Below are 26217 nucleotides of genomic sequence, written 5' to 3' on the forward strand. Positions count from 1 at the left end.
ATCTTAAGACGGGCGATTGACAGACGCCAATCATGAACTCAGGATTGGCGCCAAAGTCAAGAACAGGGGATTGTCATGCACAAGGCCTTCGCCCACCGGCTCGTCGCCACCCTCGCTTTCGGGTTCGGCTCAGCCGCCCTGCTCATGCCAGCGGCGGCGCGCGATCTGACCATCGCCCTGTCGAGCAACGTCAACACGCTCGACCCCGATAAATCGACGACCGTCGGCACGGATCTCAGCGTCGCCGCGCATATTTATACGCCCCTCGTCGATCGCGGTCCGAACCTGAAACTTCGTCCCGGTCTGGCGACGGAATGGGAAGCGATCGGCGATACGGCCTGGCGCTTCACGCTGCGCGAAGGCGTGACCTTCTCGAACGGTGAAAAGCTCGATGCCGAGGCCGTGAAGTGGAATGTCGAGCGCGTGCTCGATCCGAAGACCGGCGCGCGCAACAAGCCGTGGTTCGCAGCGATCAGCGAGGTCAAGGTCGTCTCGCCTACCGTCGTCGAATTCGACACCAAGGGCGCCTATCCCGACCTGCCCGACCAGATGTCGATGTTCCTCCTGATGCCCCCGAAATGGACGGGGGAGAACAACCCCTCCGTTGCTGCACTCGGCAGCGGGCCCTATGAGCTCGTGCGCTTTGCCAGCGGCGACCGCGTCGTGTTGAAGGCGCGTAAGGACTACTGGGGCGAGAAACCCGCCTTCGACAACGTCACCTTCCGGATCATTCCAGAAGATTCCTCGCGCATCGCGGCGCTGGAGGCCGGCGATGTCGACCTGATCACTGCCTTCCCGACCTCCGAGATCGCGCGCATCAAGGCCGGTGGCAAGGCCGATGCCAGCTCCGTCGCCGGCACGCGCGGCATGTTCATCAAGCTCAACGCGTTGAAGGCACCCTTCAAGGACAATCCAAAGCTCTGGCGCGCGCTCAATCTCGGCATCGATCGCAAGGCGATCAATGACGGGCTGCTAGACGGGCTGGCCCAGGTCAGTGCTTGCCAGCCGCTCTCACCGGTCTATTTCGGCTACAATCCCGATCTCAAGCCGATCACCTACGACCCGGCGCAGGCCAAGAAGCTGCTGGCCGAAGCCGGCTTCGCCAACGGCCTGACCATGGATCTCGAAGTTCCGACCGGGCGCTACATCCAGGCCTCTGACATCGCCCAAGTCGTCGCCTCCCAGCTCGGCGAGATCGGCGTTACCGTGAAGCTGCGCGAGATGGAATTCGGCGCCTTCATGAACAAGTACATCGTCGGCAAGAACCTTGGCGACGCCGCCTATTTCGGCCTGGGTTGGCCGACGCTGGATGCCGGCGGGCTCCTGAACTTCTGGGAGAAGGAGAACCCGCAATCCTATTGGGAGAACGTGAGCTTCAACGAAGCCGCCAAGGCTGCCCGCTCGACCAATGACGCGGCCAAGCGCACCGAGCTCTACCGCAAGCTCACCAAACAGCTCTGCGAGGACTCGCCCTCGATCTTCATGTTCTTCACGCCGATCACCTACGCCCAGTCCAAAGGCATCGCATGGCAGGCGCGCGGCGACGACTGGGTACGCGCGATCGACATCAAGACGCGCTGACAGTGACAGAACGACCCGAGCGGCGGGCTTCACCGGCCCATCGACGGCGGAACCTTGCCTGAATTACCGATCAACCGGATCGCGACAAAGTCATGACCGTTCAAGACGAAACCACCCTGAAGCTGCGCGTCGGCGTCGATTCCGGCGGCACCTTCACCGATGTCTGCATGTTCGACGAGACGCATGGCGAGATCCATGTCTGGAAGGTGTCGAGCACACCGCAGGACCCTTCGCTCGGCATTGCCGGCGGCATCGAGCAGGGCGTCGCCGAGGTCGCCAAGGCAACGGGGCAGAAGGTCGACGTCGTCTATTTCGGCCATGGCACGACGGTCGCTACCAATGCGCTGATCGTCGGGCGCGGCGCCGAAACGGGTCTGATCACCACCAAGGGCTTTCGCGACGTGTTGGAACTGCGCCGTCAGAAGCGCGATTCCCTCTACGACATCCAGACGCAGAAGCCGCGCATCCTGGTGTCGCGCGACAAGCGCCTCGAGGTCAGCGAGCGCGTTCGCTTCGACGGCAGCATCCACACCCTGCTCGACGAGGAGGAAGTGCGCGCCGCCGCCCGCAAGCTCAAGGCGGACGGCATCACGACGGTCGCGGTCTGCTTCCTGTTCTCCTTCGTCGAGCCGGCGCATGAGAAGCGCGTCAAGGAGATCCTGGCCGAGGAGATGCCGGGCGCCTTCGTCTCGATCTCGCACGAGGTCGCGCCCGAGTTCCGCGAATATGAGCGGCTCTCGACCACGGTCGTGAACGCCTATCTCGGCCCGATCATGAAGTCCTATCTCTCGAAGCTCCAGCCCCGGCTGGCTGAGATCGGCATCGACGCCCACCCGCATCTGACCCAGTCGAATGGCGGTGTGATCTCGTCGGAGGTGGCGCAGAACTTCCCGGCCCGCACCGTGCTCTCGGGGCCGGCGGCCGGCGTCATCGGCGCGCTCTCGGTCGGCGGGCTCGCCGGCTTCGACAACATCATCACCTTCGACATGGGCGGAACCTCGACCGACGTTTCGCTGATCGACCGCGGACGGCCGCAGATGTCGAACGATGCCGTCGTGCACGGCTATCCGCTGAAGCTGCCGATGCTCGACATCCACACCGTCGGCGCCGGTGGCGGCTCGATCGCCCATATCGATGCCGGCGGCCTGCTCAAGGTCGGCCCGCGCTCCGCCGCCGCCGATCCCGGCCCGGTCTGCTACGGGCGCGGCAACGAGGAACCCACCGTCACCGACGCCAATGTCGTGCTGCAGGTGCTGAACCCGACGCATCTCCTGAACGGCCGCATGAAGATCGACCAGGCCCGCGCCAAGGCCGCGATCGGGCGCTTGGCCGACCAGCTCGGCCTCGGCGTCATGGAGACGGCCCAGGGCATCATCAGCGTCGTCATAGCGAACATGGCCAAGGCCATCCGCGTGATCTCGGTCGAGCGCGGTTACGATCCGCGCGACTACGTCATGCTCGGCTTCGGCGGCGCCGGCCCGATCCATGCCTCCAGGCTCGCCCGCGAGCTGGAGATCCCGCGCCTCGTCGTCCCGAAATATCCGGGCATCATGTGCGCGCTTGGCCTGCTGCTGACCGATCTGCGCACCAATCTCTCGCTGACGCGGCTCCTGCCTCTGAGCGAAGCCGGCGTGCCGGGCATGGAGAGCGGCTTCGCCGGTCTCGAGGAGCGCGGGCAAGACTGGTTCGCACAGGAGGCGATCCCCGAGGAGCGGCGCTCGCTGATCCGCTCGCTCGACATGCGCTATGGCGGCCAGGGTTACGAGCTCACCGTGCCCTGCCCCGCCGGCCCGATCGACGCGGCCGCCCTCGTGACGCTGCGCGCGGAGTTCGAGCGCATCCACAAGCAGGTCTATGGCTACGTCGCCGCCGAGGAGCCGGTGCAGGTCACGACCCTGCGCATCGAGGCGGTCGGCCTTGTGCCGAAGGCCGACCTCAAGGCCTATCCCCCGGCGGCTGGTCCAGTGGAAGCGGCCGTCACCGCCCATCGCGACGTCTGGCTGCCGGAGACCGGCGGCTTCACCAACTGCCCGATCTACGACCGCGAACGGCTCGGCCCCGGCCACAGGGTCGCCGGCCCCGCCATCATCGACCAGATGGATTCGACCACCCTCGTCCTGCCCGGGCAGGTCGCGACGGTCGATGCCCATCTCAACCTCATCCTCGAGGGCTGACCATGCTGGACACAGTCAAGACACAGCTCGATCCGATCACCGTCGAAGTCATCGGCAGCGCACTCACCACCATCGTCGAGGAGATGGGCAAGGCCATCATCCGTGCGGCCTATTCGACCAACATCAAGGAGCGGCAGGACTGCTCGACCGCGCTGTTCGACGCCCAAGGCCATACCATCGCCCAGGCCGAGCATATCCCGGTGCATCTGGGCTCGCTGCTCGGCATCGCCGACCACGTCTTCAAGAACCACGACCTCTCGACGGTCAGGCCCGGCGACGTCTTCGTCGGCAACGACGCCTATACCGGCGGCGGCACGCATCTCAATGATATCGTCTTCCTGGAGCCGATCTTCCATGGCGACAAGCTCGTCGCCTGGGTGACGAACCTCGCCCACCACTCCGACTTCGTCGACCGCGGCCACGCCCATATATTCCAGGAAGGTTTGCGCATCCCGCCGGTGCGGCTCTATCGCGAGGGCGTGCTGCAGGAAGATTTGATGCAGCTCATCCTGCTGAATTGCCAGGTGCCGCGCGAGCGCATCAACGACTTCCGGGCCCAGATGGCGGCCAACCGCCTCGGCGTGCAGCGCTACCAGGCGCTCTGCGACAAATACGGCGCCGAGACGGTGCGTGCCGCCGGCGCGCAGGTGCTCGACTATACCGAGCGGCGCACGCGCGCCGGCATCGCGCAGATTCCGGACGGCACCTACAGCTTCCGCCACGACTTCGACAGCAACCTCGTCGATGGCGTGATGGACTTGAAGGTCGTGATCGAGGTCAAGGGCGACGAGATCTCCATCGACTTCCCCGACGCGCCGCCACAGGTACGCGCGCCGATCAACATGGTCTACACGGCGCTGCTGGCCACGGTGTATTTCGCGGTGAAGGCGATCGTCGATCCCGATCTGCCGGCCAATGCCGGCTTTCACCGGCCGATCCATGTCTCCGCTCCGCTGGGCTCGGTGCTCAATTCGACGCCGCCGGCGGCCGTCTACAGCCGCACCGATATCGGCCAGCGCCTCGTCGACATGATCTTCGCCGCGCTCGCCGATGTGGTGCCCGAACGCATCGCCGCAGCCTCGACCGGCGGCACGCTGCTGACCACCAGCGGCATCCATCCGCGCACTGGCCGCTTCTACGTCTATAACGAGATGCATGGCGGCGGCATGGGCGCGCGCGCCGACAAGGACGGGCTCGACGGCGTGCAGGTGAACACGACCAACACCGCCAACCTGCCGATCGAGGCGCTCGAGATCGAGCACCCCGTCATGGTGAAGTGCTACGAGCTGGTGCAGGATTCCGGCGGCGCAGGCGAATACCGCGGCGGCATGACCTTGCGGCGGCGCGTCGAGATGCTCGACCACACCGCCCGCATCTCGGCCGGCGGCACCAACAGCATCGTGCCCCCTTTTGGCCTCAAGGGCGGCCAGGACGGCCTCACCGCCCGCGTCGAGCTGTCGCCCGGCGCCAAGCCGCTCGACCGTCGCGCCGGCATCCTGCAGCCGGGCGAATGGGTCGGCATGGTCGCTGCCGGCGGGGGCGGCTTCGGCGATCCGAAGCGGCGCGACCGTGCGCTGGTCGAGCGCGACCTGCGCGAGGAGCGCATCTCGCGGCAGGCCGCCGTGGAGATCTACGGGCTGAAGCTCTGAGGACCGTCGTGAAGGAGGCCGCCGGATGCCGCGCCACCTGACCTCCCGCCTCGGCGAAGGCCTGATCGCGATCTGGGGCGTGGTGACGATCGTCTTCATCGTCTCGCGGCTGCTCGGCGACCCCGCCGTGCTGCTGCTGCCGATCGGCGCGACGGAGGCGCAATTGCAGGAGCTGCGCATGCAGCTCGGGCTCGACCAGCCGCTTCTACAGCAATATCTGACCTTCCTGCTCCATGCGTTGAAGGGCGATTTCGGCCAGTCCTTCCAGTTCGCCCGCCCGGCGCTCGACGTCGTGCTCGAACGGCTTCCCGCGACGGCGCTCCTCGCCGGCTGCGCCCTGTCGATCGGCGTGCTGGTCGGCGGTCTGGCCGGCGCGCTCGCGGCGATCTATCGAGGTTCCGCAATCGAGGGGCTGGTCCTGCTGGTAGCACTGCTCGGCCAGGCGACGCCCTCCTTCTGGCTCGGGATCATGCTGATTCTGTTATTCGCGGTGCAACTCGGCTGGTTTCCGACGGGTGGCTACGGCGAATGGCAGAACCTTGTCCTGCCCTCCGTGACATTGGCTTGCTTTACGACGGCCAGCATCGCGCGCCTGCTGCGATCCTCCATGCTCGACGTGATGCGCGACGACTATGTCCGCACCGCCTACGCCAAGGGCCTGGCACCGCGTCGGGTCTATATCTGGCATGTCGGCCGCAATTCGCTGATCCCGGTGGTGACCATGACCGGTATCCTGGCCGGCGAGCTGCTCGGCGGCGCCGCCGTGACCGAGACCGTCTTCGCCTGGCCGGGCGTCGGGCGGTTGATCGTGCAGGCGATCGAGACCAAGGATTTTCCGGTCGTCCAGGCCGGTGTCGCCGTCGTCGCGACGATCTTCGTCGTGGTCAATCTTCTGGTCGACCTGCTCTACACCCTGATCGACCCGCGCATCCGGCAGGCGTCATGAGACTTTTCTCGTTCCTGCACCGCCAGCGCGCGAACTGGTTGGGGTTGCTCGGCGCCGGACTGCTGATCCTGCTGCTGGCGCTGGCGCTCGCCGGGCCCTGGCTCGGCTTGCCCGATCCGACGCGCGGCGATCTGCGCGCCCGCATGCTGGCGCCGACGCTCTCCTGGGCCGGGCTGGGAGCCCATCCGTTCGGCACTGACCAGCTCGGTCGCGACATTCTGAGCCGCATCATCGCTGGCAGCCGCGTCACCCTGACGATCGCGGGCTCGGCCGTGATTCTCGGCGGCATTGTCGGCGTGCTGCTCGGGCTCGTCGCCGGCTATTTCGGCGGCTGGTATGACCGCGTGCTGATGCGGCTGGTCGACATCCAGCTCGCCTTTCCGCTGATGTTGCTGGCGCTTCTGGTCGTCGCCGCGCTCGGCCCCAGCCTGCACAACCTGATCGCCGTGCTCGCCCTGACAAGCTGGGTCCGCTACGCCCGCATCATCAGGGCCCAGGTTTTGACGGTCCGGGAACGGGAATTCGTCCAGGCGTCGCTGGCCATGGGGGCGGGCCATGCCCGCCTGCTGCTGCGCCACATCCTGCCCAATGTCCTGACGCCAGTCTTCGTGGTCGCGACGCTCGAACTCGCGCGCACCATCGTGCTCGAAGCGGGCCTGAGCTTCCTCGGCCTCGGCATCCAACCGCCCTCCCCGAGCTGGGGCCGGATGCTGGCGGACGGGCGCACCTATATCGCCAGCGCGTGGTGGATCATCACCCTGCCCGGCTTGGCGCTGATGCTCACGGTGCTAAGCGTCAATCTCCTGGGCGACTGGCTGCGAGACTGGCTCGATCCACGCGCGGATCGCCACTGATTTCGACACCTTTGCGCGGCTGTCTGCGCGCGAGGATTGAGCCGAATTGGCTCAATTCCTGAGGTTGCCACGCAGAAGTGCATCTGAACCTCGCTTATCGGTGGTTCTGCCGGCTCGGGTTCGAAGGCGATGTGCCCGAACACTCGACTTTCTCGAAAAACCGGCACGGCCGCTTCCGCGAGAGCGATCTCTCGAGAGAGCTATTCAAGACGACCGTGCGGCGCTGCATCGCGGAGAGGCTCGACGACGGCGAAATCTTCGCCGTCGGTGCCGGCCCGATCCGGGCAGACGCGAACAAGCAGCGCTGTCCCGCGCTCCGATCCAGCGGCGCAATGGACCTGAGCCCTGAAGGGCCATGCCAGGTTCGGCTCGATCGCGGCTGGACGCGACGATCTCACTCCGGGCACTCCAGTCCACGTGCTCCTGCGGCTGGAGACCATCCGCCTCTCCAAAGAAGAGCAGTCTCCCGAAGACATCGGCTTCACCGTCGCCGAGATCGTCAATTACGGCGACAGCTTCCTGGTCATCGGCAAGAGCGCCGGTCAGGAGCTGCGCGCCCGCGTGCCAGGCCTCGACATGCCAGTGCTCGCTCGGGGGGAGCGCTGTGGCATCGGGTGGTCCAAGGAGCGCGTCCACATCGTTCCTAGATGATTGCGGTGCAGATCAGCCCGTCCTGCATCTCGAAGTGGCGCCAGCTGACCGGGGAGGACCAGAAGGCGATCGCCGTTTACCTTTAAACTGTTTTGCCTATTCGAGATCCGGCCGACACGAAGCCATTCTTTGACTGAGGCGGACCATCAGAGGTTGCATTGGAGATCGGTCTCATTTGAATGCTGTTCGGTGCTTTCGTCCGGATGCGCCAGGATTTCGCGGGCGGATTCGTCATGATCGCCATCGAAACCTTTGTGCGAATTCTCGATCTGGGCGGCACCTTCGTACTCGCGATCAGCGGGGCGGTTGCCGCAGTCAATCGCCGCCTCGATATCTTCGGTATCCTCGTCCTATCGTTCGTCACCGGCAATTTTGGCGACATCACTCGTGACGTCGCGCGGGCTCGGCTTCTTGCGCCGGGGCCGGCGAGCGGAATCCCGCCCGAATTTCCTCGCCCCGCGCCGAACCGTCCCGAGGCAGGGTCCGGCTAAGCGGCGTCGAGTGCCCCGAAAAACTCGCTGACTTGACTTCTGATCCGCCGTGCTTCGCCATCGAGATCGCGAGCAAGCGCCATCACCTCGGTCGCGCTGGTGTTGGACAAGTCGGTCGCCTGGCGCACGGCCCTGGCGCTGGATAGAGCACCTTGCGCATCGTCTGCGGCCGCCCGGATGGTCAACGCGATCTGGGTGGTCGAGCGGCTCTGCTTGGCTATCTCGTCGGAGACACCCTGACCGCTCGTGCGCGCGCCCAGCATCCGACCCCGGATACTCTGGAGTGCCTCGATGCAGCGTTGGCTCGCCAGTTGGATCGCCTCGATCTGGCGACTGATCTCGTTGGTCGCGCCGCTTGTCTGCGCAGACAGCGACTTCACCTCGGAGGCGACGACCGAAAAGCCACGGCCAGCCTGGCCGGCGCGAGCCGCCTCGATCGTGGCGTTGAGCGCCAACAGGTTGGTTTGGCTGGCGATTTCGCGGATCAGCGCTGAGACGCTGTCGATCTGGTTCGTCGCTTCCGCCAGTTGCGCGATGGCAAGGTCGGTCTGGTCGGCTTCCGCGATCACGTCGGCTGCGGTGCTCACCGAGGCCGCCACGCGCGCCGCGATCTCGTGCCCCGCGCTGGAAATGCTCTCGGCATCGGCAGCAACGCTGGCGACATGGTCGGCTGCGCGGCTGGAGACCACCTCGGCCCGCTCGCTGCCTTGGCGCGCGTGCCCGGCCGCCGCCATCATGCTCTGCGACAGGCTCGCCACACTTTCGATCATACGGCCGAGCCGGTCGAGCGAACTGCGCAATTGCGCGTCGAAGGCTGTCACGCGGGATTTCATGGCGGCGTCGCGCCGCAGCAGGGACTCGCGCGCGTCGCGGAGCTGTAGTTCCTGCATGTGATCGGAGGCCGTCTTTTCGGAAGCAGCTAGTTCAGAAAGCACGACACCGTGCTGCCGTAGTAGCTTGGCGATCCAGATGGTCAGGAGGCTAATCATAAAGACGAAGAAGGTGACGATGCTGCCGAGGAGTAGCGCGCGCTTCTTCCAGTACTGAAAGACCAACTCTCCAGGCGCCGCGATACTGATCTGGAGTGGGTAATCGCGAACAGCCTGCACTAAGATCAGCCCCTGCTCGCTGTCTCGACGGCCGGCAATCTGGGTCCCGACGAACAGGGTTCCGATGGATTCGGCCGCCTCGGGCATGTCGTGGAACAGGACGGAACGGCCGGCGGGCGAGAGAGCGACAGCGTCGTCATTGTTCGGCAGGCTGGCAAGTAACACGCCATCACGGCGAAAGAGCGCGACATGGACGAGCGGATCGGCCCGCGCTTTGTCGTAGAAGGTACTCAGGAAGCCAGTCTCGATTTCGGCCATGGCAAGGCCGACCACGGCTCCGCTCCTGTTCTTGATCTTGCGGGACAAGGCCATCGTCCCCCCTGACGCGCTTTGGCCGAGGACGGGGGCGGCCAAATGCAGCGCAAGCGCAGGATCGGCCATATGGGCCAGGAAGGATTCTCTTTCCTTCAGGCTGACCGCGGGTGGGGGAAAGGACCGTGTCGAGTTGACGACTTCGCCGTTGATATCGACGATCGTCACCGCTGCGATCTGCGGAATTGCGCGAGTGCGCTCAATCAAAGCATCGAAATTCTGGCGCGTGCCGAACTTCGCACGAATATCGCCAGGCGACGCGATATCGGTCTCACCGGCGGCTTCGGACCAGACGCGCAACACCAGATCTGCAGTCGCGAGCGTCTGGTGGGTTTGTTCAGAGAGCAGCGCCGCGAGCGTACTGAGCTGCTGCCGTGATACGTCGGTTGCAGTCTGGCGCCCCTGCCAGAGCGCAAAGCCGGCAGTCACCGCAATGATGGCGGCGGCGACCAGGCCACTCCAGGCCATCAGGCGGGCACGTTTGCCGATGGTTTCGCGCATGTCGGGCGCCAGCAACTGGCCAGCCGGCCTTGCGGTATCCGTCTTCACTGGCGTGAACTCTCGTCCAAATGAGTGGGCGCGATTGCTGGACAATTCAATGTGGCGGAGAATGGTAACGCTCGCATTAAGGCGTGTTGTGTCTTGAGTGCGGCTGCCAGGCGCACCGGATGGATGTGTACCAATCCTGAGGCGCTGGGCTTCCAAGATCCGTACGGAGGATCGCGCGCCCGTCATGAAGGATAGGGCCGCCTGTCCTGCGACACCGGATTGTCGCTATTTGGCGATCCACCAATCCTGACCTGCCAGTAGACCGCCGTCATCAGCTTGTTGCCGAACTGATGGATGCTCGGCGGGCTGTCAAAGAAGCCAAGCGCGGAAACGGCGAGTTGAAAGCCGCACGCGCTCGCGTCGATTCCGCCAAGGTCGCCGTCGGTGAGAGCGGGCCGGTCTGGTGGAGCGACGGAGCCCCAGACCTCAATCGCCATCTCGTGAAGAACACGCCCTACGCCGAGTGGTTGGAAACGCCGGAAAGGCAGGCGTAACGTAACGCGATCCCCACCTGAAAAGCAGGAGGGCGACATGCATCAGGCTGTCGTCGCCGTAACGACCCCGGTTGGGCTCAAGGGCGACTTCGACGTCGACTTGCTCCTCGACACAGCCACGCTGAACGAGCGCCTCTTTGCCATCGGGCTATGGCTAATTGAGCGCCATATTCCTCATCAGGCTCGCATCCTCTGGGAGCCATATCATCGGCGGATCCGTGTAAGTTTTCCCGATGCGGTCGATGCAAAGGCTTTCCGCAAATGCTTTGGGACACCGCTGCATTAATTGTGCACCAATGACCATAGAACCCTGGCATTCAGAATCGACCGGCGGCCCTTAGGGCGGGCCGACCGATCTATCCGATGATCCCCCGATGGACGGGACGAAAAGCATCCCAGTCGGCATGATGCTGGAAAGCCAGGCCGCATCGTGACGAGCGCCTCACCCCGCATGGATCAAGCAGCTTCTCGAGGCGTTCTTCCAGCTCTCGGCTTACTGCCCACATGACCCGCGTCATCGAACACCGAAACGGAACGGCGCTCGGGCCGTCCGACTGGAAAATGCTGCCGCCCCGAGTTGGCGCTATGGTTTGGCGATCGCCCGGAACGCATGCACCAGCTTCCTGACCGCGATCTCGATCTCCATGGGCGTATAGGCGGCAAAGCCCATTAGGAACCCGGCGGCAGCATCGCTTCTGGCATGAAGTGCGGACAATCCCAGGAGCTCGATGCCGGAACGTCGCCCTGCATCGATGGCGATGCGTTCGGATAGATCGCCCGTCAGTAGGCAAGGCATTTGTAGCCCGCCGATGGGGACGCGCGGCTCGATAAAGTCGGCCAAGTGCTTACGGACGAGATCTGCAAGCGTATCGAGCCGCTGCGCATAGATGCCGCGCATGGTGCGGACATAGGCACCGAAATGCCCGCCCTCGATGAACCGGGCCAGCGTCAGTTGGGCCATCGGGGCGGAATGCCCATCGAGGAGAGTGCGAGCGACGGTCATCGGCTTCACCAGTTGCGGCGGCAGTACGGCATAGCCGATCCGCAGGCCCGGAAAGAGCGACTTAGTGAAGGTGCCAATATAGATCGTCCGGTCATGGCGATCGAGCCCTTGCACGCAGGCCATCGGCTTGCCTGCATAGTGGAATTCGCTGTCGTAATCGTCCTCGATGATCCAGGCCTGATGCCGCGCGGCCCATTCGATCAAAGCCAGGCGCCGGTCCAGCGCCAGAGTCGCGCCGGTCGGGAACTGGTGGGATGGCGTCAGGGAAACCGCTTTCGCCTTGCGGGAGGCAGCCAGGATCTGCTCGATGGCGATCCCCTGTGGATCCACCCGGATCGGAACGCATTCCAGCCCGGCTGCATCGAACCCCTTGCGGGCGCCGTAATAGGCGGGGTCTTCGATGAAAATCCGGTCGCCAGGATCAAGCAACATGTTCGCGCAAAGCATCATGGCCTGCTGTGAACTGGTGAGAACCAGCACCCGGTCGGCCGTGGCGCGCGCGCCGCGTTCGAGGTTCACGTAATCGGCGATGGCACGGCGCAGCGCTTCGGTCCCTTGCGGATCGGAATGTGCCAGTGCCTGGGTTCCGGCCTCCCTCCGGACCTGCCGTTCCAGCCTCTCCCAGAGCTGAAGTGGAAAGGTCCGGGTTTCCGGAACCCCGGGTGCGAAAGGCCGCGGCGACAGCATCTCGCGCACCCCGCCGCTGCTGAACATTGCATTTCCGCGCTTGCTGAGATTGGGAGCCTGGTGGCGCAGTAAAGCTTCCCTTCGAACGGCCCGATGGCCGGCCGTGAACTCCGAGATCTGTGCCACGAAGCTACCGCTGCCGACACGGCGCTCGATGAAGCCTTCGGCATGAAGCCGGCCATATGCTGCTTCGACGGTATCCCGCGACACGCCCAGCGATGCGGCGAGGGCTCGCGAGGCTGGCAAAGGCTTTCCCGGTCCAAGCGCGCCATCGACGATCAGCTGCCGAATGGCGCGCTGGATTCGCTCATGCAGGGGCATGGCCGCGTGAGCAGGATGAGCGATCCACGCCTTCGCGGATTCCAACTGGGAATGCCTGAACAAATGGTCTGAACCCCTTGATCAAAATGGATGGGAACACCGAGCCATTCACTGGCTATGTGTCAATACGGTTTGCCGTCCCGCGCGCGGGGCTCCAGGAGGTTTTTTCAGGATCATGTCGCCTCGCACTGCATCTTCTTCCATTCGCTTGAACGACCTGCCGCATCCAGTAGTCGCTGGCCTGATCTCCGTTATCGTCAACTATGGCGGCACCTTCATTCTGGTCTTCCAAGCCGCGAAGGTCGCAGGGTTGAGCCCCGAACTGACAGCTTCCTGGGTCTGGTCTGTCTCGATCGGCGTGGGAGTGACGGGTCTATTTCTGAGCTGGCGCTACCGAGAGCCAATCATCACAGTCTGGTCGACGCCAGCGGCTGGTTTTCTCGTCGCCGCGCTCGGCAGCACGCCTTATGCCGAAGCCGTCGGAGCCTACATGGTCTCGGCAGCGGCCTTCGTCGCGCTGGGGCTGTCGGGCTATTTCGAGAAAGTTATCCGGTTGATCCCGCCGGGTATCGCTTCCGGTTTGCTGGCCGGTATCCTGCTCCAATTCGGCATCGGCGCGTTCGGCAGTGCGAGCATCGATCCGCTGCTCGTTGGCTTGCTGATCGTCGCCTACGTGGTGCTGAAGCGGTTCTCAGCGCGCTATGCCGTGGTCGGCATCCTGGTCATCGGACTGGGGCTCCTGCTCATACAGGGACGCGTCGATCTGTCGGGGCTGAAGCCGGCCTTCGCGATGCCCGTCTTCACCATGCCGGCTTTCTCGCTGAACGCTCTCCTGTCGATCGCGCTGCCGCTCTTCCTGATCACTTTGAGCGGTCAATACATGCCGGGGATGCTCGTGCTCCGGAATGACGGTTTCAAGACCAGCGCCAACCCGATCGTCACCGTGACGGGCCTCGGCTCGCTCGTCATGGCTCCGTTCGGGTCCCATGCCTTCAACATCGCAGCGATCACAGCTGCAATCGCTACGGGCAAAGAAGCTCACATCGATCCGTCGAAGCGCTGGATCGCGGGTATCGCAGCGGGCTGCTTCTATGTGCTCGTGGGGATCTTCGGTGTCACGCTCGCTGCCGTCTTCATGGCGTTTCCGGCAACCTTCATCACCACGCTCGCTGGCCTGGCGTTGCTCGGGACGATTGGCGGAAGCCTTGCGGGAGCGATGGCCGATCCGACGTCCCGCGAAGCAGCGCTTATCACCTTCCTGGCCTCGGCAGCGAACATCAAGCTGCTTGGGGTTGGCGGAGCGTTCTGGGGGCTGATCATCGGGCTCCTCGCCCATTTCGTTCTGAATAGTCGCTTGCCGCGCAACGGGCTGGCCGGGAACGGGGCCGCTGCGAAGTGACGGCAGAGCCACGCGCTTCCCGTTTCGGGTCGGAGACCGTGATGTGCCTGGTTTCAAGCGGGACACGAAAGCTCTCGCCCATCGAGAGCCGTGCAGCGCAGTTTCGAGAGAGCGCACTCCGGTCGGATCGCTCTCTCCCGTGTAGGCGGATAATGCCGGAATCAGGCCAGGTCCTTGCGATAGACAATGAAGCCAGAGCGCAAGGCGACATCGTCATAGAGCCCGCGTGCGGTCGCATTGCTTTCATGCGTGTGCCAATAGACGCGCGGGGCACCAGCATGGCCAGCACGCTCGTAGACGCCAGCGATCAACCTCCGGCCGACGCCCTTGCCCCTTACGGCCTCTCGCGTGAACAGGTCCTGCAGATAGCAGGCCGGCCCGATCATCGTCGTGCTGCGATGGAAGATGTAGTGCGTGATGCCGACGAGTTCGCCGGCACACTCCGCGACCAGACCGTGGACCGGCTCGTAGGAGTCGAAAAAACGTGCCCAGGTGGTCAGTGTGATGTCGCCCGGCAGCGCGGTCTGGCCGGCTCGACCATAGAAACTATTATAGCCGTCCCACAACGCCCGCCATTGTTCGAAGTCGCGTCGCTCGACATTTCTGATTGCAATATCCATCACGCAGCCTCTCCCTGCCTGCTCCACGGTTCGCCGGCGATGAGTTTCGCGGCCAGCAGCTCCGCCGCAATCGTGAGGATGCGCTCGCCCTTTTCCGCCGAAGCGCGCCGGGCGTCGCCGCGAACGCCGCTGGGGCAGAAATCCTTGAAGGAGGTCCAAAGCAGCAGGGGATCGTTGAGCGGTGATACATCGCCTTTGCTGTACCCGGGTTGAAATGCTTCCCCCAACCGATCGGCCCGAACCAGATCGGGCCTTACGGCCATCATCATGGAGGTTTCGGCCTCGCAGGCATGCTGCAGGATCAGCTGATCTTCGAGGATCGCCTCCAGAGCGCTCTGCTGATTAGGCAAGAGCGTGTAGGTCGTGCTCGCCACCGCCAGCCCAGTCTCCTGCGTCAGGGCATTGGGCGACGCTGACGAGTTTCCAGTCGCGATATCCTTCGGGAAGCGTCACATTATAGATCGGTGATCCCCTATCCGTCGGGGCCTGTGCAGAAACGTAGGCCGATACGCCTAGCGTAGCGGCGATGACAGCGAAGGCGCAGGCTAGGGTCGCTTTCATGGAGTCCTCCGTCATTGGCGAGAGTCGACCAGCCCGAGGGCCGGTCGACATCCGAACTGCTTGCGCGGGGCCAATGACGATGTAGCTCCGGAAGTGTATCGCAGCGGTCGACTTCTCCCCGCGACACAGGGGCTGCCATCCTCAGAACCCGAAATGACTGAGACCCTGGTGGTCGTCTGGGCGCCGGCCGAGAGGCCATTTAAACCTGCGATCCGCCTCTGCGATCGGATGCTCGTTGATGCAGGCGAGCCGTCGGCGCATCAGCCCGTCTCCATCGAACTCCCAGTTCTCGTTTCCGTAAGCCCGGAACCACGTGCCGCTGTCGTCATGGAACTCGTAGGCGAAGCGCACCGCGATCCGGTTGCCGGTGAAGGCCCAGAGCTCCTTGATCAGCCGGTAGTCGAGTTCACGCGTCCATTTCCGGGCAAGAAAGGCCTCAATCTCGACGCGTCCATTGATGAACTCGGCGCGGTTTCGCCAGGTGCTGTCAATCGTATAGGCGAGCGCGACCTTGGCGGGTTCGCGAGTGTTCCAACCATCCTCGGCCAGTCGCACTTTCTCGATGGCTGTCTGCTCTGTGAACGGGGGTAAGGGAGGTCGTGACATAGTGTGGATCCCTGTAAGAAACGCAGGACGGCATTGGATTGCGCGGGATCGATGTCGACGCGCCGCGCATTGTTAAATTTGAGCCGAACCACCATCGACGAAAAGCTCGCTCCCGGTAACGAAGCTGCTGTCGTCTGAGGCAAGGAAGAGAGCGGCCCGCGCAGCTTCCTCCGGACCGCCAAGCCGTCCGAGCGGTGTCGTCGACTTCACGAACGCGATCATTTCCTCATGGCTCTCCTCAGAGCTCGCAAGATCATGCCAGCCAGGCGTCGAAGTGGCGCCGGGCACAAGCACATTGACTCGGATTTTTCGAGGAGCGAGGTCGAGAATCCAGCAGCGAGCAAAGTTTCGAATCGCGGCTTTACTTGCGCTGTAAACACTGAAGGCTGGTGTACCGGTTAATGCCGTGGTGGAACCAGTAAGAATGATCGAGCTTCCGTCCTTGAGCAGAGGAAGAGCCTTCTGGACGGTGAATAGCGTTCCTCTGACATTGGTCGAGAATGTCTTGTCGAAATGCTCGGTGGTGATAGAGCCGAGCGGGGCGAACTCGCCGCCGCCAGCGTTGGCAAACAGGACATCGATCATGCCAGCCTCGTCATGTACGATCGCAAATAGGCGGTCCAGATCGGCAAGGTTGGAGACATCGCTCGGAATGCCGCGGGCGTTGCTTCCCACGTCGGCGACCGCCGCATCGAGTTCTTTGCTGCGACGCGCTGTCATAAAAACGCGAGCCTCCTCCTGTGCGAAGAGCTTGGCGCTAGCCAACCCGATGCCGCTATTGGCGCCGGTGATCACGGCGACTTTGCCCTGAAGTCTACCCATCGGAGCGCTCCTCGGCTGGATTCGGTGCATCACGACGAACTGATGGTGGCTTGTCGTTCTCGCTGGACATCGCACGCCGACCTGGTTGCGCCCCTTCCAAAAGGACGCCGCACTCCGCAGCCGTGAAGCGAGGGGTGATGTGTTGCGGGCAGTTCCAGTTGAATGCCTCCACCGTGATCAGGGCTGCACGCTCGACGATCGCGGGGTAACCGACCATTGTGATTCGCTCCTCCAGCGACGCGTCCTCGTCCATGGCGACGATGCGCATGCGGCCGAATATCTTGAGGCGTCGTCGGCTGACATAGTCCAGGAGGAGAAGCGCCACGCGATCATCCGTCGCGATGTTGCCGGCGGTGATATACTGCCGGTTGCCGCGAAAATCCGCGAAGCCGAGCGTTTTATCGTCGAGCGCGCGTAGAAATCCCGGCGGCCCGCCCCGAAATTGCACATATGGCCAACCGGTCTCGGACACTGACGCGATATAGAAGTGATCACGCTCTGCTACGAAGGCGGTCTCGGCTTGGCTCAGCCCGCCATCGCTGGCCGGTCCTCCTTCAATTCGCTGATAGAGGTCGCGGCTGCCCATCCGCTGCTGGAAAGCCTTGACCGTCCCTGTGAAAGCAATATCAGCGTATCTATCGCCCATTTGACCGCTCCCTATTCGGAGGCATGACCGAACATGCTGCGCCTTCGGTGATTATCTCTGGATAAAACTCGAAGAACGAACGCTAGGCATAGTAGCGATGGAACGGACGGCGACCTCAGGTGCCGTCGCGGTTAGACCGAAGCCGACAGGCATGTCATTCGTCCTTTGATCCCGGTCTGCGACGGTCGATGTCGGGGCTGGAACCATTGGGGAAACAAGCACTTGGCGCCAAGAACTCCCCCCGATCGCCGGATTATCCTTTAATGAAGGCGAGCAACTCCGGATTGATGACGTCCGCATGGGTGGTGCACATGCCGTGCGGGAAGCCCTTGTAGACCTTGAGGACACTGTTCTTCAGCAGCTGGGCCGAGAGGGGCGCCGCGTCGGCGAACGGGACGATCTGGTCATCGTCGCCATGCATGACCAGCACGGGTATATCGATCTTCTTGAGATCCTCCGTGAAGTCGGTCTCAGAGAAAGCCTTGATGCAGTCGTAATGGGCCTTGGCGCCGCCAATCATGCCCTGACGCCACCAATTGTTGATGACCCCTTGCGATATTGCCGCTCCTGGTCGGTTGAACCCATAGAAGGGGCCCATGGGCACGTCGATATAGAACTGAGCGCGGTTGGCTGCGAGGGTGGCGCGGAAGCCGTCGAATACCTCGATCGGCAGGCCGCCAGGGTTTTTGTCAGACTTCACCATGATCGGCGGAACCGCACTGATGAGCACTGCTTTGGCTGCGCGCCGAGTGCCATGGCGACCGAGATAACGCGCTACTTCACCGCCGCCGGTCGAGTGGCCGATGTGAATGGCGGCGTTGAGATCCAGCGCTGCCGCGAGTTCCGCAACATCGTCGGCGTAGGTGTCCATCTCGTTGCCGATGGCCGTTTGTGTCGATCGACCATGGCCGCGGCGGTCATGCGCAATGACGCGATAGCCGTGCTGCAGGAAGAACAGCATCTGGTTATCCCAGTCATCGGCACTGAGCGGCCAGCCATGGTGGAAGACGATCGGTTGGCCCTTGCCCCAGGCCTTGTAAAAGATTTCCGTGCCGTCCTTGGTTGTGATCGTGGGCATGGTTCACTCTCCTATTTCGAGCTTTGAACTACGGTTTGGCGACACCCTGCGCGACGCCGGCGACAGGGACGAAGTGGCAGAGAACCACGGTCGAGCGACGAGCAGGATCGAGGCGATCGCGATCAACCCGACGGTCAGGTTCGCGCCGATGAACAGGTACGGGGCCAGAACAGCCGCGGCGCCCGTTTCTCCGTGCTCGATCATGCGCAGCGGCGCTGCCCCAAGCGCGGTCGCCCCGAAGGTGAAGGCCCAATAGGAAGGCGCGAAAGATTGTTGCATGATCCAGGGCAACATGCGGAGGAGCAGAAGCGCCTGCAGCAGGCCATATCCAAGAAGCGCATGGGCGACGATATCGGGGCTTCCCTCGGACACACTGAGGTATGCGATCAGGCCCACGACTGGCGGGGCGAGCTGAATGCCGAGCGTCGGACGAAGAGCCGGCAGAAGCGCGGGCCCCGTATAAAGCCGATGCAGCAGGACGGATTCGATCGCCAGCCAAGAGAAGAAGCCGGCACCGAGAGCAAGTTGCCCCCAATCTGAGTGCCCGATGGCTGCCAGAGCCGTTGCACTGACGAAGGCGCCCGCGACGAGGGGCAGGTAGAGAACCGGCGTCGTCGTGCCGGGATCACGTTCGCCGTGCCAGAGCCGTCCGGTTCGCCACAACGCGAAAGCTAACGTTAGCAACGCGCCGAGCAGCGTGAGGATCCTGGCCGCGGTGGCGGAATAGGGAAGCGTTGCCAGTCCGATCAGCATGGTCGAGACACCGATCAGCCCGACGAAGCAGCACTGCACAGGATGGTCGAGCTCGGCGATGGCCTCATCGCGCGCGAGAAGCCATTTCATAAAGTAGAGCAGGAGGAGACATACCCAGATCAGGCTCGCGAGCAGCATCAGCATTTCTCCCACGATGGGCGGCATTCCCCAGATCCGGTGGGCCAACCGCCAGGCGCCACCGAGCCCTGCCAGACCAAGAACCACCCCGAAAAATGACGCTGGAACGGAAGGAGTGCGCATGGCTCAGCGGTTCCCGCGCTCGGGCACGGTGAACGTAACGGTCTCGCTGGTAATGACCCTGTGGGTGGGGTCCGCCAGCTCGACAAGAACCTGATGCGGCCCGGGTTTCAGGCCGACAACGATAATAGTCTCGCCGCTCGAGTCGACGAAATGCCACGGAGCGTCGTCAACGGTGATATGGACATGGCCAACCCGCGGCGACACGTCCAGCGCGCCCGCTCCGAACACCGGGGCGATGCGAAGATTCTCGGTCCGATACTGGATGAATACCGACCCTCGCGACAATGGCCCTTCTAGCGGCTGGTCTACGATGAGCTTGGGCGCGGGCTCATCTTGGATGGCGATCAGCGGCGATGGACCGAGAATTGCCCTGGCCGTCCGAACCGAAGCTGCCCCAACGATGGGCATGGATGTGGCCATTGGTACGAAATTTTTCGGAGCCGGGTTCATAGCGGTTGCTCCACGACTGTCGCCGAAACTACGAAATTGCCCGGGTTGAGAGCCTGTGAAGCTGGCTGCTACCCGACTTTGCGCTGGAGGAAGTCGCGGATCAGTGGGACCATCTCGTCGGCCTTGTCTTCGAGCGCGAAATGGCCGGTGTCGAGGAGATGGAATTCGACCTCCGGCAGGTCGCGCTTGTAGGGATGGGCGCCGTCAGCCGGAAAAATTTTGTCGTTCTTGCCCCAGACGATCAGAGTCGGTGGCCGGTGGTTACGAAAATAGGCCTGTACCGCAGGGTATAGTGGCAGATTGGTGCGGTAATCATAGAAGATGTCCATCTGGATATCGGCATTACCCGGCCGGTCGAGTAGCGCCTGGTCGTGAACCCAGTTGTCGGGTGAGATGCGGCTGAGATCCGCCACACCGTCAGTGTACTGGAACTTCGTGATCTCCGGGGTGACCAGCACATAAAGGGCTTTGCGATGACTTTCCGAGTGATCCGACCAATAGGCCTTGATCGGGTCCCAGAATTCCTTGAGCCCCTCGTCATAGGCATTGCCGTTCTGGACGATGAGGCCCGTAATCCGCTCGGGGTGTTGGAGGGCTAGCCGCCAGCCGACGGGCGCCCCATAGTCCATCACATACATCGCGTAGCGCGCCACGCCGAGCTGATCGAGCAGTCCGTCGACGAGTTGCGCAAAGCGATCGAACGTATAGGCGAATGTGGCGCGGTCGGGCATGTCGCTCTGGCCATAGCCGGGATAATCAGGCGCGATGACGCGATAGCGATCCGCGAGCGCGGGGATCAGGTTGCGATACATATGCGACGAGGTCGGGAAACCGTGCAACAGCAGCACGACCGGCCCGTCTGCCGGCCCCGCTTCGCGGTAGAAGATCCCGACCCCATCGACAGTCCTGGTATGGTAGCGGGTTAAGGGCGAACCGGCTTGGGCGTTGCTCTGGCGCAGCTCGGCCGTGGGAGTTGCCTGCGCTGCCGCAGTTCCGGCGGCCAGGACCGAAAGCCCGACCAGGAGTCCGCGGCGATCGACTGCGGGAGATCGTTGGGAAATGCTCTCGGTGTTCATCTGATCCTCCAGGTCGGACTCCTGCGAAGTCGGGATGGCTGGCGATCGGCACTCACACGCCCGCGTAGACCAAGCGGGTAAAGAAGGCGGGATCGATGAGAAAGTTGCCCCATCTGGCATCGAAGGCGGCGGTGGGCCTGGCGGCGACAGTCTCGTCCCGCGACCGGCCTTGTTGCTTGAGCTTGGCGACGTTCTCCCGGATCGCGACCAGCATGTCGCGAAAGTCCTTGAGTTCGGCCCTGCTGCTGACCGGCTTGCCGTGGCCGGAAATAATGATCGTCTTGTCAGTGGTGGCCGCCAGGTTGGCGTCGGATGCGGCGATCATCCCGTCGATACTGCCGCCAGTCGAATAGTCGATAAAGGGATAGATGCCGTTCCAGAAAGTATCACCGAGATGGACGATGTCGGCTTCGGCAAAGGTGACGGAGATGTCGCCGTCGGTATGCGCCGGGCCGTAATATTTCAGCTTGATTGATACTCCATTGAGCTTGAGGGAGCGCGTGCTGGCGAAAACATCGTCGGGAACGCCTCCCTGCGGCAGAGGCAGGAAGTTATAGTCCCAATCGGCGACCCGCTGGACCTGCGACAGGTATTTTTGGGTGTTCTCCTGGGCGATGATCTTCGCGCCGAGCTCGTGCAGCCAAGTGTTGCCATCGGCATGATCGAAATGCCAATGCGTGTTGATCAGATGCGTGACGGGATCCGCGGACAAATCGGCCAAAGCCTTTGTCATCTGCGGGCGCGAGACGCCGATGCCGGCGTCGACGAGCACCTTGCCGTCCGGCCCGGTCACCACGGCGACATTCCCGCCCGAACCCTCGAGCACGCTGATATTGTTGCGCAGCTTATGGGTGACGATGGGCGCGGCGGCCGCGCTGTCCTTGATCAGGCTGACGAGGCCGCGCGCTTCGGCATAGGCCTCGCACGGGCTGAGCCATCCACGGGCGGCGGCACCGGATGCGGCAACGCAACAGAGGCAGAAGTGCCGGCGAGACATGGAGCGCGACAGAGCAGTCATGGCGACCTCGTTCGGTTGCAGGACAGCGGGCAGCGAGCCGACCTCAAGCCTTCAGAAAGGCAAGCAGGTCCGAGTTGAATTGGTCTGCATGCGTAGTCGTCAGGCCGTGCGGAGCGCCCGGATAGACTCTCAAGGTCGCCTGCCTGATCAGCTTCGACGACAGAAGCGCCGAGTCCGCGATCGGGACGTTCTGGTCGTCGTCACCATGCACGATCAGCGTGGGTACGTTGATCTTCTTGAGATCCTCGGTGAAATCCGTCTCCGAGAACGCCTTGATGGACTCATAGGCATTCATCAACCCGGCTTGCATGCTCATCAGCCAGAAGGCGTCCTTCACACCTTGCGGCACCTTCGAGCCCGGGCGGTTGGCGCCATAGAACGGACCGTCGCCGAGATCTCTGTAGAATTGGGTGGGGCTAGCGGCGAGGCTGGCGCGCGTAGTGTCGAAGACCTCGATGGGTAGGCCGCTGGGGTTGGCAGGCGTTTTCAGCATGAGCGGGGGTATGGCCGACACAAGAACGGCTTTGGAAACGCGGCGCGTGCCGTGCCGGCCCATATACCTTGTCACTTCCCCACCGCCGACGGAGTGTCCGACCAACACAATGTCCTTGAGCTCAAGCTCTTCCAACAGGGCGGAAAGATCGTCGGCATATGTGTCGAAGTCGTTCCCGTTCGCGGGCTGGCTGGACCGGCCATGACCGCGCCTGTCGTGGGCAATGCAGCGGAAACCGCGCGACATCATAAAGAACATCTGGGGGTCCCACGCATCGGCGGTCAGCGGCCAGCCATGAGAAAAGACGATCGCGGGACCACGGCCCCAATCTTTGAAGAAAATCTTTGTGCCGTCTTTTGTTGTTATTGTATTCATGTTCTTGCCCCTCTGAGAGGCACGCGATACCGGCTGCGCCATCAAGTAATTTCCCGGGCACGTCAATGCGGAGAAAATCAGAATGCCGTTTGTGCCCGCCAAAATCGCTCTTCGAGAGAATTTAAGCGGAAAATCGTGAGTCATGCGCATTTTTCTCCATGATCTAATTATGGGAGCAATCGTGTAACGGCGATATTCGCCCATTGCACGGCCATATATATTAAATTTTACGACCGTTTTGATAAATTTAAACTTTTGCGAGCTGAGTACAAATACGTGAGAATTGGTTAAGCGCTCTGATCGGATCTGTGGACGCCCCGCGCGACATGCGCCAAATTCCAAAGTCGCCGGAATGCCGAACCCACGAGGCCCAAGTGAAACTGGGTTCATCGGCGCTCCATAGAAGTCTTCGAATTACAAGCAGACTGAACGTTGGCGCGCCGCGTGGAGTTGCTGACTACTCGTCAAACAAGCTGCCGGCTCGCCGGCCAGTCACAACAAATATTCACGCATAGACTGAGATTCATCCGTGGCACGAAGTCGGCCAATAACGATCGCCTTAAGGGCGCTAACAAGCTCGTGCCGCCCCGCCGTGATTAGACGATTGCGGCACACGAGGGCAGTCCATAAATTTGAGAAGGTTCTTTTCAAACATGAAAGAGCGATCAGCGCATGAATCGCCTGGAATCGATGTCGATCATTATCGCTGTGGCTGAGGTGGGGAGTCTTTCCGCAGCCTCCCGTAAGCTGGCTATGCCGGTCGCGACCGTAAGCCGCAAGCTCGCCGAACTCGAGGCGCACCTGAACACCGAACTATTCCAAAGGTCTTCACGGCAAATGACATTGACCGATGCCGGAAAATCTTACGTTGAAGCTTGCCGACGGATTATAGAGCAGGTAGAAGATGCCGAGAGAGAGGTGTCCGGAGAATATAGAACACCTAGTGGAGACCTTACGGTCACTGCGCCGTGGGGACTAGGGCACCTACACTTGCTGCCCATCGCCAGTGAATTCCTTACGGCTTATCCCGATATCGCACTCAGACTCTTGTTAACCGACCGCGTGCTTCGACCGCTGGAAGACCACATCGACGTCTTGATCCGTATTGGGCCCCTTGCGGACAGCAGTATGATAGCGACTCGGATCGGCTCTGTCCGGCTCGTGGCCTGTGCAAGCCCTGCGTATCTTTCAGCGCGCGGACACCCGGAAAGACTTGAAGATCTCTCAGGTCATGATTGCATAACGATCGATGATTTTGGCGCGCCGCGCAGTTGGAAGTTCATCAGAGACAACAAGGAGGTCGGCGAGCAGATTCGGTCGAGACTCACCGTGAATACTTCCGAGGCAGCCGTGGGGGCAGCCATTGCTGGATCGGGCATCGCGAGGGTTATGTCTTACAAAATGGAGGCAGCAAGGCGTGCAGGCCTCCTGACCATCGTACTTGAGGCATTTGAGCCGAAACCGATGCCCATCCACATTGTATACGCGGAGCGAAAACCCATGCCGCTCAAACTGCGTGCCTTTCTCAATTGGACGACCCCGCGCCTCAAGGCTCGCCTCACCGGCCCGTAGACGGACCTCCGCAGGACGATCCAGCTCGGCAACATCCAGCGGGTCGCGCATGGCGAGGGCAGCGGCTATGGCGTCTTCGGCCATGATCGCCGGTTATCGGCTCACCTCGCTTGCCGGTCTCGACCTGTCGCCTGAAGCCGGCGTCAGCCTGAACTATTTCCAGCAGCACAGCCTGACCGAGACCCAGGCCGGCGCTTTCGCCCTGACCTTGCGCGGCCAAAACCAGACCTCCGCCCGATCCCTGGTCGGCGCCCGGCTATCGACACCATTGGCGGCGATCGTTCTGACGACAGGGGCGGACCGGCCGTTTTCGGGAGTCGAGGATGCGCTTTCGGTCGTCGGCTGGCGGCCCGTCGGCTTGCGTTTCACCAACGATCTGGCGATCGGGTGGAACGCGCGCTCCTATTCGCGCCTCAACACGACGGTGACGATCGCGCGCTATGCGGAGCGCTATCATCTGCGCGTTTTCATTCCCATCATCGCCGTGCCCGCGGTCTCATTGTTCGTGCTGTGGACCCCGGGCTTTAACGAGCAGGACAAGGGCGGACTGATCTTCTCCTCGCTGCTGGCCCTCGCCGCAATCAGCTTTACCTTCGAATCCTCGTTTCCCGGCTCGGTCTCTCTCAACACTCCCGTGGCCGAGATGATTTCGCTGGGTTACCTCTATCTTGTCGTGGTGCTGATGTTCGAGATCGTCCTCTCGGTCGCCATCGCCCACCCCGGCTCTCGCTGGCGCGGCCATGCCGCGGACCTGCGCTGGCATTTGCGCTGGGCGGTGCCGGCGATGATGTTGATCATCTGCGTGGGGGCAGCGGTGCGCGCCCTGCCCGGATAACTCGGACGATATCGAACGCCCGGAATATCTGGCTTATGGAGCGCATCTGCAACTTACAGAACCGAACTCATTCCTCCGTCGACGTAGATGATCTGCCCGTTGACGTAATTCGATGCAGGGGCAGCAAGAAATACCGCCGCACCGATCAGTTCTTCGGGCCTACCCCAGCGTTTTGATGGCGTGCGGCCTTTGACCCACGCATCAAAGGTCGGATTGTCGACCAGCGCTTGGTTCATATCGGTCAGCATATAGCCGGGGCCGATCGCATTGGCCTGAATGCCATGCTCGGCCCATTCGGCCGCCATGGCCTGGGTCAGCATTTTGATGCCACCTTTGGCGACGGTGTAGGGCGCGACGGTCGCGCGCGCCAGCGCGCTGGTCAGCGAGCCGATGTTGATGATCTTGCCGTGGCCGCGCGCGATCATCCGCTTTGCCGCTTCCCTGCCGATGATGAAGGCCGACGTCAGGTTCGTGTCGATCACGCGCTGCCAGTCGGCCGTCGCCAGTTCGACCATCGGCTTGCGGAACTGAATGCCGGCATTGTTGACGAGGATGTCGACCGCGATGCCTGCAGCATCGAAGCCGGCGAAGGTCTGCACAATCTGCTCCTCGGAGGTCACGTCGAATACCGCCGGAGCGGCCTGGAAGCCGGCCTCGCGCATTTCTCGCACCGCCACGTCGACGCGGCTGGAGTCGGTGCCGTTGATCAGGACGCTTGCGCCGGCGGCCGCAAGTCCTTCAGCCATCGCCCTCCCGAGGCCCCGTGAGGAACCCGTGACGAGGGCGGTGCGCCCGGTGAGATCGAACAACGGATTGGTCATCCCGGAAACC

The 26217-nt window shown here is 62.7% G+C and carries 26 protein-coding genes and 1 pseudogene; 12 read left to right on the top strand and 15 right to left on the bottom strand.

Going from position 1 to position 26217, the window contains the following annotated elements:
- The first annotated feature begins 75 nt into the window (after window positions 1-75).
- The 8 genes and pseudogenes from AB4Z16_RS07070 (at window position 76) to AB4Z16_RS07105 (ending at window position 8346) form a co-directional block, all read left to right on the top strand.
- On the top strand, window positions 76-1581 hold the full coding sequence (locus AB4Z16_RS07070; RefSeq protein ID WP_441510620.1) for an ABC transporter substrate-binding protein: 1506 nt from the start codon (window positions 76-78) through the stop codon (window positions 1579-1581).
- 92 nt (window positions 1582-1673) lie between these two features.
- Window positions 1674-3755: a hydantoinase/oxoprolinase family protein gene (locus AB4Z16_RS07075; protein WP_441510621.1), complete on the top strand. Its 2082-nt coding sequence runs from the start codon at window positions 1674-1676 to the stop codon at window positions 3753-3755.
- Between the two features lie 2 nt (window positions 3756-3757).
- The gene (locus AB4Z16_RS07080; RefSeq protein WP_441510622.1) at window positions 3758-5404 is read left to right on the top strand and encodes a hydantoinase B/oxoprolinase family protein; all 1647 of its coding nucleotides are present in this window, start codon (window positions 3758-3760) and stop codon (window positions 5402-5404) included.
- Between the two features lie 25 nt (window positions 5405-5429).
- On the top strand, window positions 5430-6350 hold the full coding sequence (locus AB4Z16_RS07085; protein WP_441510623.1) for an ABC transporter permease: 921 nt from the start codon (window positions 5430-5432) through the stop codon (window positions 6348-6350).
- Window positions 6347-7204, top strand: a complete 858-nt coding sequence (locus tag AB4Z16_RS07090; RefSeq protein ID WP_441510624.1) for an ABC transporter permease — start codon at window positions 6347-6349, stop codon at window positions 7202-7204. The genes AB4Z16_RS07085 and AB4Z16_RS07090 overlap by 4 nt, the downstream gene beginning before the upstream one ends.
- A gap of 74 nt (window positions 7205-7278) precedes the next feature.
- Window positions 7279-7509: pseudogene (locus tag AB4Z16_RS07095) on the top strand (transposase); the annotation flags it as partial.
- A gap of 112 nt (window positions 7510-7621) precedes the next feature.
- The gene (locus AB4Z16_RS07100; RefSeq protein ID WP_441510625.1) at window positions 7622-7855 is read left to right on the top strand and encodes a TOBE domain-containing protein; all 234 of its coding nucleotides are present in this window, start codon (window positions 7622-7624) and stop codon (window positions 7853-7855) included.
- Between the two features lie 233 nt (window positions 7856-8088).
- Window positions 8089-8346: a TRIC cation channel family protein gene (locus AB4Z16_RS07105; RefSeq protein WP_441510626.1), complete on the top strand. Its 258-nt coding sequence runs from the start codon at window positions 8089-8091 to the stop codon at window positions 8344-8346.
- On the opposite strand, the gene AB4Z16_RS07110 is transcribed toward AB4Z16_RS07105, so the two are convergent.
- A complete protein-coding gene (locus tag AB4Z16_RS07110; RefSeq protein ID WP_441510627.1) occupies window positions 8343-10316 on the bottom strand; it encodes a methyl-accepting chemotaxis protein in 1974 nt (657 codons plus the stop codon). The two genes, AB4Z16_RS07105 and AB4Z16_RS07110, sit on opposite strands and share 4 nt — an antisense overlap.
- Before the next feature lie 182 nt (window positions 10317-10498).
- A complete protein-coding gene (locus AB4Z16_RS07115; protein ID WP_441510628.1) occupies window positions 10499-10753 on the bottom strand; it encodes a hypothetical protein in 255 nt (84 codons plus the stop codon).
- A gap of 94 nt (window positions 10754-10847) precedes the next feature.
- Here AB4Z16_RS07115 and AB4Z16_RS07120 point away from each other — a divergent pair, with 94 nt between their 5' ends.
- Window positions 10848-11096, top strand: a complete 249-nt coding sequence (locus tag AB4Z16_RS07120; protein ID WP_441510629.1) for a hypothetical protein — start codon at window positions 10848-10850, stop codon at window positions 11094-11096.
- A 297-nt stretch (window positions 11097-11393) separates the two neighbouring features.
- On the opposite strand, the gene pdxR is transcribed toward AB4Z16_RS07120, so the two are convergent.
- The gene (gene pdxR / locus AB4Z16_RS07125) at window positions 11394-12884 is read right to left on the bottom strand and encodes a MocR-like pyridoxine biosynthesis transcription factor PdxR (RefSeq protein ID WP_441510630.1); all 1491 of its coding nucleotides are present in this window, start codon (window positions 12882-12884) and stop codon (window positions 11394-11396) included.
- 112 nt (window positions 12885-12996) lie between these two features.
- On the opposite strand from pdxR, the gene AB4Z16_RS07130 reads away from it, so the two are divergent.
- Window positions 12997-14220 carry a benzoate/H(+) symporter BenE family transporter gene (locus AB4Z16_RS07130; protein WP_441510631.1) on the top strand — a complete coding sequence of 408 codons (1224 nt, stop codon included), beginning with the start codon at window positions 12997-12999 and terminating at the stop codon, window positions 14218-14220.
- Window positions 14221-14381: 161 nt separating this feature from the next.
- On the opposite strand, the gene AB4Z16_RS07135 is transcribed toward AB4Z16_RS07130, so the two are convergent.
- From AB4Z16_RS07135 to AB4Z16_RS07185, 11 genes are all read right to left on the bottom strand, one after another.
- Window positions 14382-14840 carry a GNAT family N-acetyltransferase gene (locus tag AB4Z16_RS07135; protein ID WP_441510720.1) on the bottom strand — a complete coding sequence of 153 codons (459 nt, stop codon included), beginning with the start codon at window positions 14838-14840 and terminating at the stop codon, window positions 14382-14384.
- Window positions 14840-15214, bottom strand: coding sequence for a creatininase family protein (locus AB4Z16_RS07140; protein WP_441510632.1), 375 nt, complete (start codon window positions 15212-15214; stop codon window positions 14840-14842). The genes AB4Z16_RS07135 and AB4Z16_RS07140 overlap by 1 nt, the downstream gene beginning before the upstream one ends.
- Window positions 15215-15542: 328 nt before the next feature.
- Window positions 15543-16007 carry a nuclear transport factor 2 family protein gene (locus tag AB4Z16_RS07145; protein ID WP_441510633.1) on the bottom strand — a complete coding sequence of 155 codons (465 nt, stop codon included), beginning with the start codon at window positions 16005-16007 and terminating at the stop codon, window positions 15543-15545.
- Window positions 16008-16079: 72 nt separating this feature from the next.
- Window positions 16080-16829: an SDR family NAD(P)-dependent oxidoreductase gene (locus AB4Z16_RS07150; RefSeq protein WP_441510634.1), complete on the bottom strand. Its 750-nt coding sequence runs from the start codon at window positions 16827-16829 to the stop codon at window positions 16080-16082.
- Window positions 16822-17475, bottom strand: coding sequence for a pyridoxamine 5'-phosphate oxidase family protein (locus AB4Z16_RS07155; RefSeq protein ID WP_441510635.1), 654 nt, complete (start codon window positions 17473-17475; stop codon window positions 16822-16824). Before AB4Z16_RS07155 ends, AB4Z16_RS07150 begins: the two co-directional genes overlap by 8 nt.
- 253 nt (window positions 17476-17728) lie before the next feature.
- Window positions 17729-18553, bottom strand: coding sequence for an alpha/beta fold hydrolase (locus AB4Z16_RS07160; RefSeq protein ID WP_441510636.1), 825 nt, complete (start codon window positions 18551-18553; stop codon window positions 17729-17731).
- A 3-nt stretch (window positions 18554-18556) separates the two neighbouring features.
- Entirely contained in the window at window positions 18557-19567 is a 1011-nt protein-coding gene (gene tehA, locus AB4Z16_RS07165) for a dicarboxylate transporter/tellurite-resistance protein TehA (RefSeq protein WP_441510637.1), read from the bottom strand.
- Between the two features lie 3 nt (window positions 19568-19570).
- Window positions 19571-20017: a DUF6130 family protein gene (locus tag AB4Z16_RS07170; RefSeq protein ID WP_441510638.1), complete on the bottom strand. Its 447-nt coding sequence runs from the start codon at window positions 20015-20017 to the stop codon at window positions 19571-19573.
- Window positions 20018-20085: 68 nt separating this feature from the next.
- A complete protein-coding gene (locus AB4Z16_RS07175; protein ID WP_441510639.1) occupies window positions 20086-21093 on the bottom strand; it encodes an alpha/beta fold hydrolase in 1008 nt (335 codons plus the stop codon).
- A 52-nt stretch (window positions 21094-21145) separates the two neighbouring features.
- A complete protein-coding gene (locus AB4Z16_RS07180) occupies window positions 21146-22111 on the bottom strand; it encodes an MBL fold metallo-hydrolase (RefSeq protein ID WP_441510640.1) in 966 nt (321 codons plus the stop codon).
- 43 nt (window positions 22112-22154) lie between these two features.
- Window positions 22155-23123 carry an alpha/beta fold hydrolase gene (locus tag AB4Z16_RS07185; protein ID WP_441510641.1) on the bottom strand — a complete coding sequence of 323 codons (969 nt, stop codon included), beginning with the start codon at window positions 23121-23123 and terminating at the stop codon, window positions 22155-22157.
- Between the two features lie 528 nt (window positions 23124-23651).
- Between AB4Z16_RS07185 and AB4Z16_RS07190 the strand changes: the two genes are divergently transcribed.
- Both AB4Z16_RS07190 and AB4Z16_RS07195 read left to right on the top strand, forming a co-directional pair.
- Entirely contained in the window at window positions 23652-24551 is a 900-nt protein-coding gene (locus AB4Z16_RS07190; protein ID WP_441510642.1) for a LysR family transcriptional regulator, read from the top strand.
- An 82-nt stretch (window positions 24552-24633) separates the two neighbouring features.
- A complete protein-coding gene (locus AB4Z16_RS07195; RefSeq protein WP_441510643.1) occupies window positions 24634-25386 on the top strand; it encodes an autotransporter domain-containing protein in 753 nt (250 codons plus the stop codon).
- A 53-nt stretch (window positions 25387-25439) separates the two neighbouring features.
- Here AB4Z16_RS07195 and AB4Z16_RS07200 read toward each other — a convergent pair whose 3' ends face one another.
- A complete protein-coding gene (locus AB4Z16_RS07200; protein WP_441510644.1) occupies window positions 25440-26207 on the bottom strand; it encodes an SDR family oxidoreductase in 768 nt (255 codons plus the stop codon).
- Window positions 26208-26217: the final 10 nt, after the last annotated feature.

The sequence above is a fragment of the Allobosea sp. TAF32 genome, from assembly GCF_052113585.1.
Lineage (GTDB): Bacteria > Pseudomonadota > Alphaproteobacteria > Rhizobiales > Beijerinckiaceae > Allobosea.